The organism is Actinospica durhamensis (genome assembly GCF_018139695.1).
GTDB lineage: Bacteria > Actinomycetota > Actinomycetes > Streptomycetales > Catenulisporaceae > Actinospica > Actinospica durhamensis.
In genome coordinates this window covers 1-18,174 of record NZ_JAGSOG010000180.1, presented here as the reverse complement: position 1 = coordinate 18,174, position 18,174 = coordinate 1, and the positions used below count along the sequence as shown (strand labels likewise).

The following is an 18,174-nucleotide window of genomic DNA, read 5'->3' as shown; positions in this document are numbered from 1 at the left end:
CTGCCCGCCCGCCCCACCGGCGAGGGCGTGACCGTCGTGGTCAACCTGACCTCGCGCGGCGCGGACGAGGCGCTGGCCGAGCGGCTGCGCGGCGCACTGCCGGACGCTCAGGTCCTGACCGCGGCCGACGGCGCCGAAGCGGCGGCGGCGCTGGCCGAGGCGGCGGGGCAGGCCGCGGTGCTCGGCGTGGCCGGCGGCGACGGCACCGTCAACACCGCCGCGCGCCTGGCCGCGGACCACGGCATACCGCTGCTGGTGTTCCCGGCGGGCACCTTCAACCACTTCGCCCGCGACCTCGGGATCGAGGGCGTGGACGGGGTGCTCGACGCGCTGCGCACCGGCCAGGCCGTGGAGGTGGACGCCGGCCTGGTCGGGGAGGACGTGTTCATGAACACCTTCAGCGTCGGCGCGTACGTCGACCTCGTACACGGACGCGAGGAGCACGAGGCGCGGCTGGGCAAGTGGCCGGCCACCGTCCTCGGCGCCCTCGGCGTGCTGCGGCGCGGCAGTGCCCTGACGGTGCGGGTGGACGGGCGGCCGCGGCGGATCTGGCTGCTGTTCGCGGGCAACTGCCGCTACGAGCCGGCCGGCCTCGGCCCCTCGTACCGGCCCCGGCTCGCCGACGGCGACCTGGACGTGCGCATCGTCGACGGCGACCACCCCTTCGCCCGGCTCCGGCTGATCGCCGCGCTGACCACCGGCACCCTGGCCACCTGCCCGGTGTATCAGTACCTTTCGGTCTCCGCGCTCACGCTGGAGTCCGCCGACGGGTCCGCGCTGAGCTACAGCGTCGACGGCGAGGCCTGCGCGGGCAGCCCGCGGCTGTCCCTGCGCAAGCTCACCGGCAGGCTGCTCGTCTACCGCCCGACCGGCTGAACCCGCGTCACTTGAGCGCGACGATGCTCACGACGTCGGTCTGCGCGGCCGCTTCGGTGATCGGAGTGATCTGGTACTTCGGGTAGTAGTAGGCGATCGCCATACCGTTCTCGCCGGCCCAGACGCAGGTCGGGATGATGATGCTGTTGATCTGCATGGTGCCGCAGCTCAGCGCGGCCGAGGCGTCCGCGCTCATCTCGACGACCGGGCTCTCCATTCCGGCCGAGGAGACGGTCTCCGACACCAGTTCGCTCGGCGTCACGCTCTGGAACTGGGCCGCCGCCGAGGAGCTGATGGTGGAGTACGGAAGCTCCAGGAACACCATCGTGTAGTGGCCGTCGTCGGCAGGGCCGTAGGCGCCGGCCAGCCCGCCGCTCGTCTGGCTCGTCGCCTCGGCCCCCCTGAGCACGTTCGCGGCCTCGGCCTTCGACGCGGCGTCCGTCTCCAGGACCAGGTCGCCGGCGCGCTGCGGCAGCGCGGGCTCGCCGGTCGAGCTCGAACCGCGCGCCAGGAGGCAGATCCCGATCCCGGCGACCACCACGAGCACCGCGCCGAGGCTGATCAGCTGCTGCCGACGGCGCGCCTTGGCCGCACGCGCGGCCGGGTCCTCGCCGACGACGCCACCGGGAACGCCGTAGCCGTAGGGGCCGTAGCCGTAGGGCCCGGGGCCGTACGCGCCGACGGGCGGCTGCCCGGGGACCGGCCCGCCCAGCGCGGGGGAACCCGGCAGCGCCCACGCGTCGGCGGGCGGCTGCGGCGCGGCTCCGGCGTCGGCACCCTGCGCCACGCCCTCGCCGGCTATGAGCGGCGCCGGCTCCTGAGACGACGGGTCGCTGGGATTCTCATGAGACATGAGCCGAGCGTAGCGAGCGGAGATCTCGGGCGAGAAGGCCACGACATCACGCTACGGATACGCTCCCGACCACGGTGCGCCTACCGCACATACACCCCCATACATCATAAAGTGCGCGAACATGGAAAACTCTCCCCGAATCAGCCGCCGTTCCATGCTCAAGGCCGTTCCGGCGGCCGCCACCCTGGTCGCGGCGCCGGATGTGCTGCTCGCCGCACCGGACGCGAGCGCGGCCGCGGGCACCTTTCCGCAGCCGCCGGTCTGGTCTTCGAGCACGAAGATCCTGGACCGGACGCTCGACGTGCGCCTGAGCCAGACCGACATCCCGGGCTTCGGCAGAGCCACCACCCGCGCCTATAACAGAATGATCCCGGGGCCCACCCTGCGGCTACGCGGCGGCGACACGCTGCGGCTGACCCAGATCAACGCCCTGCCGCCGAACCCGCCGTTCAACGGCGACCACGACACCCCGCACGACTTCAACAGCTTCAACCTGCACACCCACGGCCTGCACGTCTCGCCCTCCGGCGAGGCCGACAACGTCTTCCGCGAGTTCGCCCCGCGCACCGCCGCCGACCCGGTCACCACCGAGCCGCGCTACGTCAGCACGATCGGCATCCCGGCCAACCACCCGGCCGGCACCTTCTGGTACCACCCGCACTACCACGGGGCCGTGTCCATGCAGCTGGCCGGCGGGATGGCCGGGGTCCTGATCATCGAGGGCGACATCGACGAGGTCCCCGAGATCGCGGTGGCCGCCGACATCGTCGTGTGCGTCAACGAACTGAAGCTGCGCGACGGCCAGGTGCCGGAGTTCACCTCGGACGGCGCGCTCACCGACGTCCCGTCCGTGTTCACCGTCAACGGCGCGGTCAACCCGGTCCTCACGATGCGGCCCGGCGAGGTGCAGCGGTGGCGCCTGGTCGCCGCGACCGGATTCACCCGGCTGCCGCTGCAACTCACCTCGCAGGACGAACTCGGCACGCTGGAGATGCACCAGATCGCCCAGGACGGCATCACCTTCCCCGCCCCGGTGTACCGCGAGGAGGTGGCGCTGGGCATGGGCAACCGGGCCGACGTGCTGGTGCGGGCGAGCGAGCCCGGCGTGTACGAGCTGCGCCGCTCCCAGGACTCGGCCGTCGCCCCGCTGATGACGATCGTGGTGGAGGGCCGGCGGGTGGAGCCGCCGATGCGGCTGCCCTACGCGCTGCCGCAGGGCAAGCCGTTCATCAACGAGAGCGCGGTCACCGATCCCGGCTTCCACCGCGAGATCGTCTTCACCGTCAACGCCAACGTCTTCGAGCAGCCGTTCCCGAACGCCTACCGCATCCTGGGCACCCATCCGACACCCCCGGCCGACCCCGCCATCGACCCGCTCCTCGACCACCAGTACGGCCGCTTCGACCCCGAGTTCGTCAACCACCACCTGCGCCTGGGCACGGTCGAACGCTGGGTCATCTCACCGACCGCGAACCACCCGTTCCACCTGCACACCAACCACTTCCTGGTCACCCACCGCAACGGGGTCGCGCTGGACCCGCCGGTGTGGCAGGACACCCTCAGCGTCGCCGAGACCGCGACCATCCTGGCCAAGTACGAGGACTTCACCGGCCTCGCCGTGCTGCACTGCCACAACCTCAAGCACGAGGACCTGGGCATGATGCAGGCGGTCGAGTTCCTCCGGCCCTGACCCGGCCCGGACCCACCGCCGGCGGGGACGGGCCCGGCGCCCGCTCCCCGCGCGCGGTCGGGGCGTACGGCCGGCGCGGAGCGGGCCGTATCTCAGTGCTCGGGCGCCGCGCCGTCGCCGACGCGCTCGATCCGCAGGCCCCTGTCCCGCAGCTGGGCGAGCACCGGCGTCTCCGGGCCGCTGGTGATCAGCAGGCCGATCTCGCTCAGCGGGCAGACCGGGGCCAGGTCGGTGCGCCCGAGCTTGCTGGAGTGGGCGAGCAGGATGCGGCGCTCGGTGGCCTTGAGCATCCTGATCTTCATCTCCGCTTCGGGGATGTTGATGTTGGTCACCCCGGTGTCCGGATGCAGGCCGCTGCAGGACAGGAACGCCGTGTCGGCGTGGATGGTCTCGATGATCCGGCCCGCCATCGGGTCGACCAGGGAGTGCTGCAGCGGGCGCAGCGTGCCGCCGGACAGGATCACCGAGAAGCGCGGGATGGCCGGCTCGAGCTCGTGCGCGGCGCTGGTGGAGTTGGTGAAGACGGTCAGGTCGGTCAGCTCGCGCCGGGCGACCAGGGCCCGGGCCAGGAACGTGGTGGTGGTGCCGGCGTCGATGACGATGGAGTCGCCGCTGCTCACGTGCTGGGCCGCGGCGCGCGCGATGGCGGACTTCTCCAGCGCGGCGGCGCCGAGGGACTGCTCGTAGGACGGCTCGGCCGCCGCGCCCTGCTGCATCGCCCGCGCCCCGCCGCGCACCCGGCGGATCAGGCCCTGGGACTCGAGCAGGTCCAGGTCCCCGCGGACGGTGACCACGGACACGGCGAAGGCCTCGGCCAGGGCGGCGATGCGCACGAAGTCCTGCTCTTGGACGAGCTCGAGCATGCGTTCGCGGCGCACTTCGGCCGGGATCGGCTCGCTGGTGGTCGTCACTGCTGATCCTTCGCGCTCAGGGTCGGATGGTGCTGGTCACGCGGGCCCGCGGCGGGTCCGGGCGCGGAGCCGGGGCCGCGATCGGCCGTGGCGACCGGGGCGGTGAGAGCGCGTTCGGGGACGGGTGAGACCCAGGGCAGTGTCGCGCGATGAGCCTCCATCATCTCAGAGCACAGACGCGTGATCTCGGGCAGCGTGAGGGTGGCCGACGTGTTCGGGTCGAGGATGGCCGCGTGGTAGACGTGGTCGGTGTCGTGGTCCAGCGCGGCCCGGACGGTGAGCTCGGCCACGGACAGGTACGCCCGGTTGAGCGCGGCCAGCTGCGTCGGGTACGCGGTGACCGCGGTCGGGGTGATCCCCCGGGCGTCCACCAGCGCGGGCACCTCGACGAAGCAGTCAGGGGTCAGCTGCGGGATCAGGCCCTCGTTGGCCACGGTCAGATTCACCCGCCGGGCCTGCCCGGTGATCAGGCCGATCAGCACCTCGGAGGCGATCTCCGGGTCCTGCCATTGGGTGAGCATGGGCCGGCCGGCCGCCAGACCGCGCCGGATCTGCTCGTATTTGTGCAGATTCTGCCCGTTGCGGCCGAGCTGATCGCCCACCACCAGCCCCAGCCGGGCGACCTCCGGGTCGTGCGGCAGGAACCAGGGGACGTATTCGGCGGCGTGCTCGCTGGACTCGGTCGGGTAGTAGCCGAGGTGGCGCCACATCTCGGTGCGTACGTGCCGGTCCAGGCTCGGGTCGGCCGCGACGACCTCGGCCAGCTCCGGATACAGCGAGCGGCCCTCGGCCTCGAAGCGCAGCACGAACGCCTGATGGGTCAGGCCCGCGGTGAGGAACTCGACCTCGGACTCGTCCCGCCCGACCAGGTCGGCCAGCCTCGCGTGGGTGTCGCGCACGGCGTGGCACAGGCCCGCGACCCGGCGCAGCCCGGTGACCTCGCGCACCGCCCACAACGACATCACCAGCGGGTCGGTGTAGGACAGCAGGTACGCGTCGGGGCAGAGCTCGACCATGTCCCGGGCCAGCCCGACCAGCACCGGGATGGTGCGCAGGCCGCGGAATATCCCGCCGACGCCCAGGGTGTCGCCGATGGTCTGGCGCACCCCGTAGCGGTGCGGGATCTCGAAGTCGCGCAGACTGGTGTCGTAGTCGCCGACCGAGAGCTGGCAGACCACGTAGTCGGCGCCATCGAGGGCACGCCGGCGGTCGGCGTGCGCCTCGATGACGGCTCCGGCACCGGTCTGCGCGTTCAGGCTGCGGGCGAGCGCCTCGGCCGTGGCCAGGCGCTCGGGGTCGATATCGTGCAGGCTGATCCGCAGCGCGCCGGCGAGGCCGGGGACGACCAGCAGATCGGACAGGATCCGCCGGGTCATCTCGACGTTGCCGGCTCCGGTCAGTACGAGGCCGGTCATCCCGCTCCCGTCCCTCATCGTGATGGTCCAACAAAGCCCTGGTCAGGGTACACCGTGGCGCCTCCTCACCGTTCGCCGCGCAGCGCGGCCCGGGTCAGGTCCACCTCGCGCCCGCCGAGGTCGAAGCGGTAGCGGCCGAGCTGGACCGCGCGCTCGTCCCGGGCCAGGAAGTCGGCGAGCGCGGCCCGCTCGGGCGGGTCGAGCCAGCCGGCCGGGTCCGAGGTGGCCTTGAACCCGCAGATCGCGGCCAGGTCCACCAGCAGGTCCCGCTGCACCGGGGTGAGCAGGCTGCGCCGGTCCCGGAAGTAGACCACGTCCGGGTCCAGGTCGACCAGGTCGCGCAGCCAGAGCCGGTGCACGCTGGCCACGAAGGCGTTCTCCGCGGTCGCGTCCGAGGGGTCCTCGGTGGCGTAGTTGGTCCAGAACGGCGCGACGTCAGGGCCGATCCGGATCCCGTCGCACACCCCGAGCGAGCCGAGCACCGGCGCGCCGGAGCCGAGCAGGTAGACGTCGGGGCCCGCCGTCTCCCGGATCAGCTGCATCGCGTCGCGGTAGGCCTGCTCGCGCCCGACCTTCGAATCGTGGCGCACGGCGGTGACGGCGGCGGCGTTGACGAAGTCGAGCTTGAGGTAGCGGAAACCCCAGCCGACGACCGTGGATATCATGTCCCGGATATGATCCTGGGCCTCGGGCAGGGTGGTGTCGAGCGCGTAGTAGGGCCCGCCCCAGTTGTACCCGGCCGCGACCGGCTCGCCCGCCGCGCCCTTGAGCAGCAGGTGCGGGCGCTCGCGCACGAGCTCGGACTCCGGACGCGCGATGAACGGGGCGAGCCAGATTCCCGGGGTCATCCCGGCCGCGCCGACCCGGGCGGCGAGGTCGTCGAGGCCGGCCGGGAACTTGGCGTTGGGCTGCCAGTCGCCGACCATCGTCTCCCAGCCGTCGTCGACCTGGAACACGTCGAAGGGCAGGCCGGCCAGGTCCTCGAGGTCGCGGCGCAGCGTGGCCTGGTCGATGTCCTCGTAGTAGGCGTACCAGCTCGACCACACCCGCCCGGCCCGGTTGCGCGCGCCGACGCCGAGGTGCTCGCCGAGCAGCCGGGCGTAGCGTTCGAAGACCTCGAGTTCGGGTCCGTAGGCGACGAACCAGGGCGCGCCGGCGGACTCGTACCAGCCGGTGACCGCGTCGCGGTCCACGGTCAGCCGCGGCACGTCGAGGCCGAGCGCCCCGATCAGCAGCACGTCGCCGTCCTCGCCGGACAGGGCGGTGACCGCGTAGCTGTGGTGCTTGTGCGGGTCGTCCCAGACGGTGTCGTCGGCGGTCAGCCGCCGTATCGGCGAGGAGATCCGCAGCGGCGCGTCGGCCATCGCCCGCCATCCGCTCGGGGACCAGGAGTTGAAGCCGTGCCGGTAGACCTGGGCCTCGGGCAGCCCGTGCAGCAGCACGACGCGGCCGGCGGGCAGGATCACGCCGCCGTCTACGGGCTGCGGGGCCGCCTCCAGGCGCGCGGCGATCACGCGGTCGCCGAGCGGGAGCAGGTGGACTTCGTCGGGCATTTCTTCCTCTCGGGCTACTCGGCGTGCGGGCCGAGGGTGGAGCGGGGCGGGGCGCCGTGGTCGGGACGACGCCCCGCCCCGGTCTTCGAGTCCTGACCGGGCCGTCGGCGGCCTACGGCTGGGACATGTATCCGCTCACCGCGGTCTGTGCGGTGGAGAGCGCCGCGGCGGCGCTGGACTGGCCGAGCCAGACCGAGTCGAGCTGCGACTGCACCTCGGTGTTGATCTGGTCCTCGTGCTGGCTGATCGGGTAGGTCAGGGTGCCGCCGGAGGCCTCGGCCTCCTTGACGAACGGGGTGATGTCCTGGCCCTCGGCGATGCGGGCCTTCTCGGCCTTGTCGCTCGCCTCGGTGATCGCCGGGAAGACCACGCCCTTGCTCGCGATGACGTCCTGGCAGGCCGGGGACGCCAGGTACTGGACCCACTGCCAGGCCTGCTGCGGGTTCTTGGTGCCGGCCCAGATCGCGTCGGACAGGTCGTTGATGAAGGTCTTGCGCCCGTCGGGGCCGATCGGCAGCTCGGCGAAGTCGTACTTCTGCTTCGCGGTCGCGCCGGTGTAGGAGGCCACGTCGAAGGACCCGGTGATGGTGATCGCGCCCTGGCCGGAGTCGAGCACGGTCTGCACGCCGAGCGAGGAGGACTTGCTGTAGGGCGGCGCGTAGCCCTTCTTGGCCAGGCTGGCGAACCAGTCGATGGTCTGCGACAGGGCCGTGGAGTTGTAGTCGTACGAGGTGCTGAAGTTGCTCGGCAGGAAGGTGAAGCCGTTGGACGCGGCCAGGTCGCCCCAGCCGTTCTGGCCCTGCGCGCCGTCGTCGTAGGTGGGCACGAAGCCGTAGACCTTGACGTGGTTCTTGTCGAACTTGGGGCTCAGGCCGTTGTTGCCGTTGTCGTCGACGGTGAGCTCGGCGATGAGCTTCTCGAAGGTGCCGCCGTCGGTCGGGTTCCAGGTCAGGCTGTCGAGCGTGGACGGGTCGACGCCGGCGGCCTTGAGCATGGCCGAGTTGTAGACCAGGCCCTCGGTGTCCCAGTCCTTGGGCAGGCCGTAGCGCTTGCCCTGGTCCACCCACAGGTCGGCCAGGCCAGGCTGGTACTGGCTCAGGTCGATGTTCGCGGAGCTGACGTAGGAGGACAGGTCGAGCAGCTGGTGGTCGGCGACGAGCTGCGGGTAGTAGGCGACGTGGTCGGTGAACACGTCGGGGGCGTCCCCGGCGGTCATCTCGGTGGTCAGGTTCTGCCAGTAGTTGTTCCAGGCCGCCTGGGTTATCTTGATCTTGATATTCGGGTTCTTCGCCTCGAAGTCGTTGGCGCACTGCTGGTAGCCGGCCTGCTGGGTCTGGTCCCACAGGGCGTAGGTGATGGTGACCGCCCCGGAGGAGGAGCCCGAGCTGCTGGAGCAGCCGGCCGTGGCCAGCGGGATCGTCACGGCCATCAGGGCCAGGGCCACGCGTGCGCGGTTGGATCTCATGGTTGGTTCAGCCTTTCGGTACGTCGATGTCTTTTCAGGCTGTGCGGACGTGCGGGCGGTGCTTTCGGTGCGGGCGGTGCTTTCGGTGCGGGCGGTGCGGATGTGCGGGCGGTGCGGGTGGAGCGGGGTGCCGCGGGTGTCACTTGATGCCGGTGAAGTTGAGCGACTCCACCAGGCGGCGGCCGAAGAAGACCAGGAGCAGCGCCACCGGGACGACGGCGAGCACGGCGGCGGCCATCAGGCCGGTCCAGTCCGGGGCCGAGTTCGGAGACTGCTGCAGGAAGATGCCGAGCGCGGCCGTGAGGACCCGGGTGTTCTGGTCCGGGCCGACCAGCAGCGGCCAGAGGTAGTCCTTCCAGCCCCAGACCGCGTTGATCAGCCCGATGGTGAACAGCGGGCCGCGGCTCATCGGCAGCACCACCCGCCAGAACTGGATCCAGCGCCCGGCGCCGTCGAGCGCCGCGGCCTCCTCCACCTCGGTCGGGATGGACAGGAAGAACTGGCGCAGGAAGAACACCGCGAACGGGGTCATCAGCAGGCTCGGGGCGATCAGGCCCTGGAACGTGCCGATCCAGCCGAGCGACTTGACCAGGGCGAAGTTGGGCAGCAGGGTGAAGATCGGCGGCACCATCAGGGCCATGACGAACACCCCGAAGAGCAGTTCGCGGCCACGGAAGCGCAGTCGGGCGAAGGCGTAGCCGGCCATGGCGCACAACAGCGTCTGCCCGGCGGCGATCAGGCCCGCGTAGATGATCGAGTTGCGCAGCGAGACCAGGAAGTCGAGCGTGGCCCCGGAACCGCCCGCGGCGATGTCCTGCGCGGTGGTGGTCAGCCCGAGTACGCGTTCGAAGTTGATCAGGGTGGCGTGGTGCGGCCAGATCGAGCTGGTGTCGGTGGCCAGGTCCGCGGCCGGGGTCAGCGCGGTCCTGATCATCCAGTAGAACGGGAAGAGGGTCAGCACCAGGGCGAGGATCAGCAGGACCCACGCGGTGGAGCGGCCTATCCGGATCCGGCGGCGGCGGGCCGGGCGCGCGGCGGCGACGGGGAGTGATTCGGTCGTCATGGCGGCAGGCCCTTTCTAGGACAGGTCCGAGCGGGAGGCGCGCAGCAGGCGCATCTGGACGAAGGTGAGCAGCCCGAGGATGAGCACGAGCGTCATGGCCACCGCGCACGCGTAGCCCATCCGGAACTGGGTGAAGGCGAGCTCGTAGATGTAGTAGTAGACGGCGCGGGTGGCGTTGATCGGGCCGCCGTGCGTCGGCGTGATCGAGATCGTGTCGAAGATCTGGAACGAGCCGATCAGCGAGACCACCAGCACCAGGGCCAGGATCGGGCGCAGCAGCGGCAGCGTGATCCGGGTGAAGGTGCGCAGTTCGCCGGCGCCGTCGAGGCGCGCGGACTCGTAGAGGTTCCCCGGGATCTGCAGCATCCCGGCGTAGAACAGCAGCGCGGTGTACCCGGTGTACTGCCAGGTGTTGATCATCGCGATGGTCGGCATGGCCAGGCTCGGGGTGGTGAAGAAGCCCTGGCTGGACCCGCCCACGGCGGTGATCAGGTGGTTGACGAGGCCCAGGTTGGCGTCGAGCAGCCAGAGCCAGAGCAGGCCCACCGCCACGTTCGGCACCAGCCAGGGCACCAGCAGCAGCACCCGGACCAGCACCGAGCGGGTCAGCCGGAACATCAGCCAGGCCAGGGCGAGCGCCAGCACCGTCTGCGAGACGATGTTGATCACCACGTACTGCAGCGTGACGCGCAGGGCGTTCCAGTACAGCGGGTCGTGCCACAGGGCCGTGTAGTTGGCGAATCCCACCGAGTGCGGTGAGGAGAGCAGGTCGTAGTCGGTGAAGGAGAAGTACGCGCCACGGATGGTCGGGTACAGATAGAACAGGGCGAACCCGATCAGCGCCGGCGCCAGGAACACCCAGGCTATTCGCCCGTCCCCGCGCCGCGCGGGTCTGCGCCCCCGCCGCGCATCGCTCTCGCCCCGGGCCGCCCAGGGGCGTTGCCGCGCCGCCACCGCCACCGCGCCACCGGACAGGTCAGTGCCGGCCATCGCGCCTCCTCGTTTCCGAAGCTTTGCAAATCTTTCGATCCGCGTTCGTCAGGGGGTGATACTCGCCTCGGGGTCGCAGGTTTGTCAAGTCACACCGGACGCCCCCGCGAGCACCGAATTACCCTGATACACCCCGAAGAGCTGCTCGAACAGCAGGAATCCGCGGATCATGGGGAACATCCGAGGACTGTGCCTGACCCTCGGGCCCAGCCGTCGGAAGTCTGTCTTTCATCTTCACTTCGAAGGGGTTGACAAATTTTCGCAAGCCTCCATGATGGCCCACGACGCCCAATGGCGGGCGAGGTCGGGTCGCTGCGCTCAACCACCCACGGTCTCGGAGGCCGCATTGTCACGCTTGTTCCACCCACCCAGGCGGGCCCGCGTCCCGCGCCGGCGAGCCACCGCCCTGCTCACCGGACTCGTGCTGAGCGCCGCCGCCCTCGCGGGAGTGGCCTCGGCCGAACCCGCCACCGCGGCGAGCACGACGTACACGCCGGTCGGCTCCGGCGTGCCCGCGCGCCCGGCCGCTCCGGCCACCCCCGACTCCTCACTCACCGCGCACGCGCTGACCGCGGCCACCGGGGCGTTGGACAACCCGGACAAGGGCCTGGTCACCTACTTCAGCGCGGGCGACAACGAGAACTCCACCACCGAGTACCCGCACTCGATGCAGTGGAGCTATTTCGCGCTCAGCCAGGTGATGACGGACGCGAACAACTGCCAGGACTACGACTGGTCGGCCGTGGACGCGGTCTTGAACGAGGTCGCCTCCTACGGCAACACCGCGGCGATCCGGTTCTACCTGGAGTACCCCAGCGGCTCCCCCGCCGACGGGATCCCGGCCTGCTTCACCGGCCACGTCTCCACCCGCGCCGACTCCTACTGGGACACCACAAGTCCCGACTACGACAGCCCGTTCCTGCTCAGCGCCGTCGGCAACTTCATCTCCGCCCTCGCCGCGCGCTACGACGGGGACCCGCGGATCGGCTTCATCCAGGCCGGGATCGTGGGCCTGTGGGGTGAGAACCACACGTGGCCCTACAACGGCGACCCGGCCAGCGGCGGCTACCCCGACTACATGCCGACCAACGCCGACTTCACCAAGATCGTGGACGACTTCGCCGACGACTTCCACCGCACCCAGGTCGAGGTGCGCTACCCGTACACCGCGGGCGGCGCGGCCAGCGGCCTGGACATCGGCTACCACGACGACTCGTTCTGCGCGATCGAGGGCCAGGGCGTGACCCTGCCCGAATCCCTCGGCGGCGCCTCGTACTCCCAGCTCCAGCTAGACCTGAATCAGGGTACGGAAAACAAGTGGATCACATCCTCGATGGGCGGTGAGGTCTATCCGCCGATCCAGTCCGACGCGTTCACGAACTACCCGAGCGGCTCGAGCGCGAACGACGTCGACGACATGGGCGACTGCATCAACCTGACCCACGCCACCTGGATGCTCGACCAGGGCAGCCAGTCCACCTCGGCCACCGACCCGGGCACGGACGCCGCGGTCGAGGCGATGGGCTATGACTTCACCGCGAACAACGCCTACTTCAAGCCCACCACCTCGGGCACCGCCGAGGTCGGGGTGCAGATCAGCAACACCGGCGTCGCCCCGTTCTACTACCCCTGGACGATGAGCCTGGGCCTGGAGAACTCCTCCGGCCAGATCGTGCAGACCTGGAACACCCCGTGGGACATCCGCACCGTGATGCCCACCACGATCCAGCCCTACCCGGACTGGAACGTCTCCGGCAGCCCGTCCTCGATCCCCTACGGCTACCCGCAGTACTTCCAGACCCAGGTGAACCTGAGCGGCGTGGCCGCCGGCAACTACCAGTGGGTGCTGAAGGTGGACAACCCGCTCGCCTCGGTCAGCACCGCGGCCAAGCCGCTGCTGTTCTCCAACGCGACCCAGAACGCGAACGGCTGGCTGGGCCTCGGCTCGGTCACCGTGGGTACGGCGACCGCCGGGACCGCGCCGTCGGCCCCCACGGGCCTGACCGCCTCGGGCACCGCGAGCACGATCAACCTGTCCTGGACCGCGCCGTCCGGCGGCGCGACCGGCTACCAGATCCTGCGCGACGGCACCGTGATCGCCACGACGAGTTCGACCTCGTACACCGACCCGTCGCTGCCGGTCAGCTCCGCGCACAGCTACACCGTCAAGGCCTTCGACGCGGCCGGGGACACCTCCGCGGCCTCCACCGCGGTCTCCGCGTCCACGACGAACGGCACCGACACCACCGCGCCCTCGGCCCCGGCGAACCTCGCCGGCTCGAACGTCACCGGGGACTCGGCCACGCTCAGCTGGACCCAGTCCTCCGACGACACCGGCGTGGCGGGCTACCACGTCTACCGCAACGGCACCCTCGTCGGCTCGACCACGTTCGCGAACTACACCGACATCGAGCTGGCCGGCGCCACCGCGTATCAGTACACGGTCAAGGCATACGACCCCAGCGGCAACGTCTCGGCCTCGTCCAGCCCGGTCAACATCACCACCGGCGCGTCCCTGGCCACGACCGCGCCGGGCGCCCCGACCGCGTTGGCCTCGCCGAGCCAGACCGGCAGCGCGATCGACCTGTCCTGGACCGCGCCGACCTCCACCGGCGGCCTCGGCGCGATCGCGGGGTACGACGTCTACCGCAACGGCACGCTCGTGGGCACCACCACCGCCACCGAGCAGGGCACCGCCGGCGCCGCGACGCCGACCATCTACACCGACACCGGCCTGGCCGCCGGGACTTCGTACACGTACACGGTCAAGGCCTTCGACGCGGCCGGGGACACCTCCGCGGCCTCGACCTCGGTCAGCGCGTCCACCGTCTCGCTCAGCGCCTCCGGCAGCACGCCCAGCGTGCCCACCGGGCTCACCTCGCCGAGCCAGACGGCCAGCTCGATCAGCCTGAGCTGGACCGCGTCGACCGGCAGCTCCGGAGTGGCCGGGTACGACGTCTACCGCAACGGAACCAAGGTCGGCACCTCGACCTCGACCTCTTACACCGACACGGGCCTGACCGCGTCGACGTCCTACACCTACACGGTGGACGCCTACGACTCGGCCGGGGACACCTCCGCCCAGTCCAGCTCCGTCACCGTCTCGACGGCGGCGGCCACCTGTACGACCTGCTCGCCGCCGAGCGTCCCGAGCGGCGTCACGGCGGACCAGGAGAGCTCGAGCAGCGTCCAGATCTCCTGGGGCGCGTCGAGCGGCGGCGCCGGAGTGGCCGGGTACGACGTCTACCGCAACGGAACCAAGGTCGGCACCTCGACCTCGACCTCTTACACCGACACGGGCCTGAGCGCGTCGACGTCCTACACGTACACCGTCGCCGCGTACGACTCGTCCAACGACACCTCGGCCCAGTCCGGCGGGCTGGCGGTGGCGACCGTGGCGAGCGGCACCACCGGCTACGAGGCCGAATCCACCGCCAACACGCTGGCCGGCGGAGCGACCATCGCGTCCTGCTCGGCCTGTTCCGGCGGCCAGGAGGTCGGCTACGTCGGCGAAGGCGGCACCCTGACGTTCCCGAACGTCAGCGCCACCAGCGCCGGCAGCTACACGCTGACCGTCAAGTACATCGACGGCGACGCGGGCCGCAACGCGACCCTGACCGTCAACGGAACCGCGAGCACGGTCACGTTCACCGGGACCAACAACAGCAACTGGACCACTCTCCAGACGAAGACCGTCACCGTGACGCTCAACGCCGGGACCAACACCATCGAGTTCTCCAACGCCAGCGCCTACGCGCCCGACTTCGACCAGATCACACTCAACTCGGGCGGCAGCAGCGGTAGCTCGGGCACCGTCTACGAGGCCGACGCCTCCGCCAACACCCTGGCCGGCGGCGCGGTCGTGCAGACCTGCTCGGCCTGCCTCGACGGCAAGGCGGTCGGCTACATCGGCGAGGGCGGCACACTGACCTTCACCAACGTGACCGAGGCCACCGCCGGAAACTACCCGCTGACCATCGCCTACATCGACGGCGACTCCGGCCGCTCTGCCACCCTCACCGTCAACGGGACCGCCACGACGGTCTCGTTCACCGGGACCGGCGACGGCAACTGGAACAACGTCCAGACCAAGACCGTCACCGTGACGCTCAAGGCCGGGACCAACACCATCGAGTTCTCCAACGCGAGCGCCTACGCCCCGGACATCGACCACATCGTGGTATGACCGACGCCCTCTGATACGCAAGCGCACGGCGGCCGGCCCGGCAGGGGAACACTCCCCCGCCGGGCCGGTTCGTCCGCTCACGCCGCGACCGGCCCCGCATGGCCGCGACGGATTGCGCGGATCCGCGTCACGCCGTCAGATCGAGGCATGGACGACCGCCAGCCCTCCGACGCGCCCGCACCGAACGCCGTCCTGCGCGGCGGTCCGTTCGACGGCGAGCTGATCCACGTCACCACGCAGGTCCCCGTGGTCCGGCACGCCGGGAAGGTCCGCCACGTGTATCAGTCCACGCAGGAACTCGACCAGGAGTACCCGACCCTGGTCATCTACGTCCACAAGCACACGCTGGTCTACTGAGCGCGCGGCCGGGCGGCGTCGACGACCAGGTCCAGCAACCGCGCGGTCTGCCCGTCGTGGCCGTGCTTCTCGTCGGCATCGGTCCCCTCGGCCACGCGGGTGAAGAAGATACCGAGCAGCATGGCGACCACGTCGTCCGGCTCCACGTCTGCGCGCAGGGTGCCGGTCTCGGCGCCTCGGGCGAGGATCGCGGCGACGGCGGCGGTGATGCGCTCGCGGGTGGTCGGTATGGCGAGCCGGCCCGAGGCCCAGCTGGCGCGCAGGGTCTCGAGCATGCCGCGCTTGGTCGCGACGAAGGCGGCGTAGCGGCCCAGCCACGCCCGCAGCGCCTCGTCCGGCGCGAGTTCGCGCAGCAGGTCGGGGGCGGCGGCGGTCACCTCGTCGAGTTCCGCCGCGTACACCGCCTCCACCAGGTCTTCCCTGGTCGGGAAGTGCCGGTAGAGCGTGCCGATGCCCACGCCCGCGTCCTTGGCGATGCCCTCGAGGGTGACCGAGTCCTGCGCGGCGAACGCGGCCCGCGCGACCTCGACCAGCCGGTCGCGGTTGCGCTGCGCGTCGGCGCGCGGGGCGCGGGTCTGGCGCGGCTTGGCTCCGGGTGTCGGCGGTTCGACGGCCATCAAAGCGGAGGCACCTCCGGTAACGTGCTAGAGTCGATTATGCGGAGGCGACTCCGCTTATCCATCCTCTCACGTGGAAGGCACTCCCGTGACCGTGCCCAGCACTCCCCAGACCCCCGCCGCCGGCACTGCCGACACCGCCCACACGCACGCCCCGCGCCCGGGCGGCATCGGCCCCCTCGGCGCCCACCAGGTCGCCCGCATCGGCTACGGCGCGATGCAGCTCGAGCGACTGCGCACCGACCGCCCCGCCGCGATCGCGTTGCTGCGCCGAGCGGTGGAGCTCGGCGTAGACCACGTCGACACCGCCCAGTTCTACGGCGACGGCTTCGTCAACGGCGTGATCCGCGACGCCCTGCGCCCCGAGGACGGCGTGGTGGTCGCCAGCAAGGTCGGGGCGGACCCCGATCCGGACGGCCCGATCCCGCTGCGTCCGGCGCAGCGCCCCGAGCAGCTGCGGGCGAGCGTCGAGGACAATCTCGCGTCGCTGGGCCTGGACCAGATCCCCGTGGTGAACCTGCGCCGCCTCGACGTCGGCCCCGGCCTGCGGGCCTCCGGCGACCAGATCGTCGACCTCGACGACCAGCTCGCGGTGATGACCGCGCTGCGAGACGAGGGCAAGATCGGCGGAATCGGCCTGAGCAGCATCGCCCTCGACGGCCTGCGGCGCGCCCTGCCCGCCGGGATCGTGTGCGTGCAGAACTCGTACAGCCTCGTCTCCCGGGACGACGAGGAGATGCTGCGGCTGTGCGTGGACGAGCAGATCGCCTGGGTGCCGTTCTTCCCGCTCGGCGGCGCGTTCCCCGGCATGCCCAAGGTCGGCGACGACCCCGCCGTCATCGAGGCCGCACACACCCTCGGCGTCGCCCCCGCGCAGGTCGGCCTCGCCTGGCTACTGCACCACGCCCCGAACGTGCTGCTCATCCCCGGCACCGCGAGCGTCGAGCACCTCGAAGCCAACCTCGCGGCCGGCTCCCTCACCCGCGACCCGAGCACCCTCGCCACGCTGGCTGCCCTCGACGCAATCCAGTCCCGCTCAGCGAACGGCGTGAGCCTGGGCTGAGGTACCGCCCCTGCTGCCGCTGCCGCCACTGCTCGCCACTGCTACCGCTCGGCCAACACGACCAGATAACCGTCGGGGTCCCGCAGCCAGATCTCCCGATGCCCGGCGTTGGGATTGGTGTGCACGTCCGTCTCGATCCGCACGTCGGCGCCGTGGCAGCGTGCCACGGCCTCGTCGAACCCGTCGGCCTCGAACCAGAGCGCGACGCCGTTGCCCAGCGCGGCCGACGGGTTCCCGATGGTGCCGTGGTGATGGGCTTCCTCGAGCAGGTGCAGCTGCATGACCATCGACCCGTCGACGAGCAACTGCTCATATTCGCCGCCACCGTGGCCGCTCGTAGCCCCGAGGACCAGTTGGTACCACCGGCTCGAGGCCCCGACGTCGGCCACCGCGATCATCGGCTGCGGACGCACGGACGGTCCGGAGTGCGGCGCGTGTGAAGTCATGGGCCTCATTCTGCGCCGAATCCCGGCCGTTCGCGTCAGAGGTCGTACTGGAACCCGTTCCACTCGTCCGCGAGTTCGTAGCCGAGCATCCGGTTGACCCGCAGCATCGGCTCGTTCTCCCCGTTGTTCCAGGTCTCGATCGACGTCATGTGCGGCTCGAGCTCCAGCAGCCGCAGCGTGAGGTCCGCCTTCAGGCGCAGGCCAAGCCCATGGCCGCGGTGCGCCGCGACCACGGCGGTGGCGCCGACGCTGGCCATCGGCATCGAGCCGGGAAAAATGAAGACATTGCTGTAGCCCGCGATCTCACCCGAGTCGGTCAGCGCGGCGACGAAGTGTCCGCGCATCCCAAGCTCCACGGCCGCGCGCTCGGCCTTCTGCAACTGCTCGACCGCGATCGGCTCCCGCTCGATCTCCAACTCGCCATGCGGCGCGTCGTTCATCGCATCAGTGGCCACCGCCAGCGCAGCTGCCCGGTCGTCCGAAGTCGGCAGAGCCCAGTAGTCGAAGCGGTAACCGCCGTTCGCAGCCGACGGCGCGGCCCACGCGGCGAACTGCGCCCGATCGAGCTTGACGAGATCAAGCATCGAACGCTTCTCCGACCCGACCACCCGCCCACCGTGCCGCAGATGCAGCGCGGCCTTGCCCTCGCCCACCACGTCGTCGAGCACGAGCCGGTCACAGCCCACCCC

Annotated in this window: 15 protein-coding genes; 5 read left to right on the top strand and 10 right to left on the bottom strand. The window is 70.8% G+C overall.

Features of this window, described 5'->3' with window-relative positions:
* Positions 1 to 876: diacylglycerol/lipid kinase family protein (locus tag KDL01_RS27710; protein WP_212531564.1), on the top strand; the 876-nt coding region annotated here is incomplete at its 5' end.
* A 7-nt stretch (positions 877 to 883) separates the two neighbouring features.
* Here the strand turns inward: KDL01_RS27710 and KDL01_RS27705 are convergent.
* Positions 884 to 1,729, bottom strand: a complete 846-nt coding sequence (locus tag KDL01_RS27705; protein WP_212531563.1) for a hypothetical protein — start codon at positions 1,727 to 1,729, stop codon at positions 884 to 886.
* A 121-nt stretch (positions 1,730 to 1,850) separates the two neighbouring features.
* Here KDL01_RS27705 and KDL01_RS27700 point away from each other — a divergent pair, with 121 nt between their 5' ends.
* The gene (locus KDL01_RS27700; RefSeq protein ID WP_212531562.1) at positions 1,851 to 3,419 is read left to right on the top strand and encodes a multicopper oxidase family protein; all 1,569 of its coding nucleotides are present in this window, start codon (positions 1,851 to 1,853) and stop codon (positions 3,417 to 3,419) included.
* A 92-nt stretch (positions 3,420 to 3,511) separates the two neighbouring features.
* On the opposite strand, the gene KDL01_RS27695 is transcribed toward KDL01_RS27700, so the two are convergent.
* From KDL01_RS27695 to KDL01_RS27670, 6 genes are all read right to left on the bottom strand, one after another.
* Complete coding sequence (locus KDL01_RS27695) at positions 3,512 to 4,330, bottom strand: DeoR/GlpR family DNA-binding transcription regulator (protein ID WP_212531561.1); 819 nt, start codon at positions 4,328 to 4,330, stop codon at positions 3,512 to 3,514.
* Positions 4,327 to 5,745, bottom strand: a complete 1,419-nt coding sequence (locus KDL01_RS27690; RefSeq protein ID WP_212531560.1) for a family 4 glycosyl hydrolase — start codon at positions 5,743 to 5,745, stop codon at positions 4,327 to 4,329. The genes KDL01_RS27695 and KDL01_RS27690 overlap by 4 nt, the downstream gene beginning before the upstream one ends.
* A 65-nt stretch (positions 5,746 to 5,810) precedes the next feature.
* Positions 5,811 to 7,298: a glycoside hydrolase family 36 protein gene (locus tag KDL01_RS27685; protein WP_212531559.1), complete on the bottom strand. Its 1,488-nt coding sequence runs from the start codon at positions 7,296 to 7,298 to the stop codon at positions 5,811 to 5,813.
* Between the two features lie 112 nt (positions 7,299 to 7,410).
* Positions 7,411 to 8,763, bottom strand: coding sequence for an ABC transporter substrate-binding protein (locus KDL01_RS27680; RefSeq protein WP_212531558.1), 1,353 nt, complete (start codon positions 8,761 to 8,763; stop codon positions 7,411 to 7,413).
* Positions 8,764 to 8,902: 139 nt separating this feature from the next.
* A complete protein-coding gene (locus KDL01_RS27675) occupies positions 8,903 to 9,826 on the bottom strand; it encodes a carbohydrate ABC transporter permease (RefSeq protein ID WP_212531557.1) in 924 nt (307 codons plus the stop codon).
* A gap of 15 nt (positions 9,827 to 9,841) precedes the next feature.
* Positions 9,842 to 10,816, bottom strand: coding sequence for a carbohydrate ABC transporter permease (locus tag KDL01_RS27670; RefSeq protein ID WP_212531556.1), 975 nt, complete (start codon positions 10,814 to 10,816; stop codon positions 9,842 to 9,844).
* Between the two features lie 346 nt (positions 10,817 to 11,162).
* On the opposite strand from KDL01_RS27670, the gene KDL01_RS27665 reads away from it, so the two are divergent.
* Both KDL01_RS27665 and KDL01_RS27660 read left to right on the top strand, forming a co-directional pair.
* Positions 11,163 to 15,002 carry a fibronectin type III domain-containing protein gene (locus KDL01_RS27665; protein ID WP_212531555.1) on the top strand — a complete coding sequence of 1,280 codons (3,840 nt, stop codon included), beginning with the start codon at positions 11,163 to 11,165 and terminating at the stop codon, positions 15,000 to 15,002.
* A 147-nt stretch (positions 15,003 to 15,149) separates the two neighbouring features.
* A complete protein-coding gene (locus KDL01_RS27660; RefSeq protein WP_212531554.1) occupies positions 15,150 to 15,359 on the top strand; it encodes a hypothetical protein in 210 nt (69 codons plus the stop codon).
* Here KDL01_RS27660 and KDL01_RS27655 read toward each other — a convergent pair.
* Positions 15,353 to 15,976: a TetR/AcrR family transcriptional regulator gene (locus KDL01_RS27655; RefSeq protein WP_212531553.1), complete on the bottom strand. Its 624-nt coding sequence runs from the start codon at positions 15,974 to 15,976 to the stop codon at positions 15,353 to 15,355. The two genes, KDL01_RS27660 and KDL01_RS27655, sit on opposite strands and share 7 nt — an antisense overlap.
* A 94-nt stretch (positions 15,977 to 16,070) precedes the next feature.
* On the opposite strand from KDL01_RS27655, the gene KDL01_RS27650 reads away from it, so the two are divergent.
* Entirely contained in the window at positions 16,071 to 17,039 is a 969-nt protein-coding gene (locus KDL01_RS27650; protein WP_438801990.1) for an aldo/keto reductase, read from the top strand.
* A gap of 41 nt (positions 17,040 to 17,080) precedes the next feature.
* On the opposite strand, the gene KDL01_RS27645 is transcribed toward KDL01_RS27650, so the two are convergent.
* Both KDL01_RS27645 and KDL01_RS27640 read right to left on the bottom strand, forming a co-directional pair.
* Positions 17,081 to 17,452 carry a VOC family protein gene (locus KDL01_RS27645; RefSeq protein WP_368861664.1) on the bottom strand — a complete coding sequence of 124 codons (372 nt, stop codon included), beginning with the start codon at positions 17,450 to 17,452 and terminating at the stop codon, positions 17,081 to 17,083.
* A 68-nt stretch (positions 17,453 to 17,520) separates the two neighbouring features.
* Positions 17,521 to 18,174: hypothetical protein (locus tag KDL01_RS27640; RefSeq protein WP_212531551.1), on the bottom strand; the 654-nt coding region annotated here is incomplete at its 5' end.

Bases quoted from the DNA above. Each gene is read 5' to 3' on its own strand.
- KDL01_RS27705 (WP_212531563.1), bottom strand. From the start codon at position 1,729: ATGTCTCATGAGAATCCCAGCGACCCGTCGTCTCAGGAGCCGGCGCCG.
- KDL01_RS27700 (WP_212531562.1), top strand. From the start codon at position 1,851: ATGGAAAACTCTCCCCGAATCAGCCGCCGTTCCATGCTCAAGGCCGTT.
- KDL01_RS27690 (WP_212531560.1), bottom strand. From the start codon at position 5,745: ATGACCGGCCTCGTACTGACCGGAGCCGGCAACGTCGAGATGACCCGG.
- KDL01_RS27685 (WP_212531559.1), bottom strand. From the start codon at position 7,298: ATGCCCGACGAAGTCCACCTGCTCCCGCTCGGCGACCGCGTGATCGCC.
- KDL01_RS27680 (WP_212531558.1), bottom strand. From the start codon at position 8,763: ATGAGATCCAACCGCGCACGCGTGGCCCTGGCCCTGATGGCCGTGACG.
- KDL01_RS27675 (WP_212531557.1), bottom strand. From the start codon at position 9,826: ATGACGACCGAATCACTCCCCGTCGCCGCCGCGCGCCCGGCCCGCCGC.
- KDL01_RS27670 (WP_212531556.1), bottom strand. From the start codon at position 10,816: ATGGCCGGCACTGACCTGTCCGGTGGCGCGGTGGCGGTGGCGGCGCGG.
- KDL01_RS27660 (WP_212531554.1), top strand. From the start codon at position 15,150: ATGGACGACCGCCAGCCCTCCGACGCGCCCGCACCGAACGCCGTCCTG.
- KDL01_RS27655 (WP_212531553.1), bottom strand. From the start codon at position 15,976: ATGGCCGTCGAACCGCCGACACCCGGAGCCAAGCCGCGCCAGACCCGC.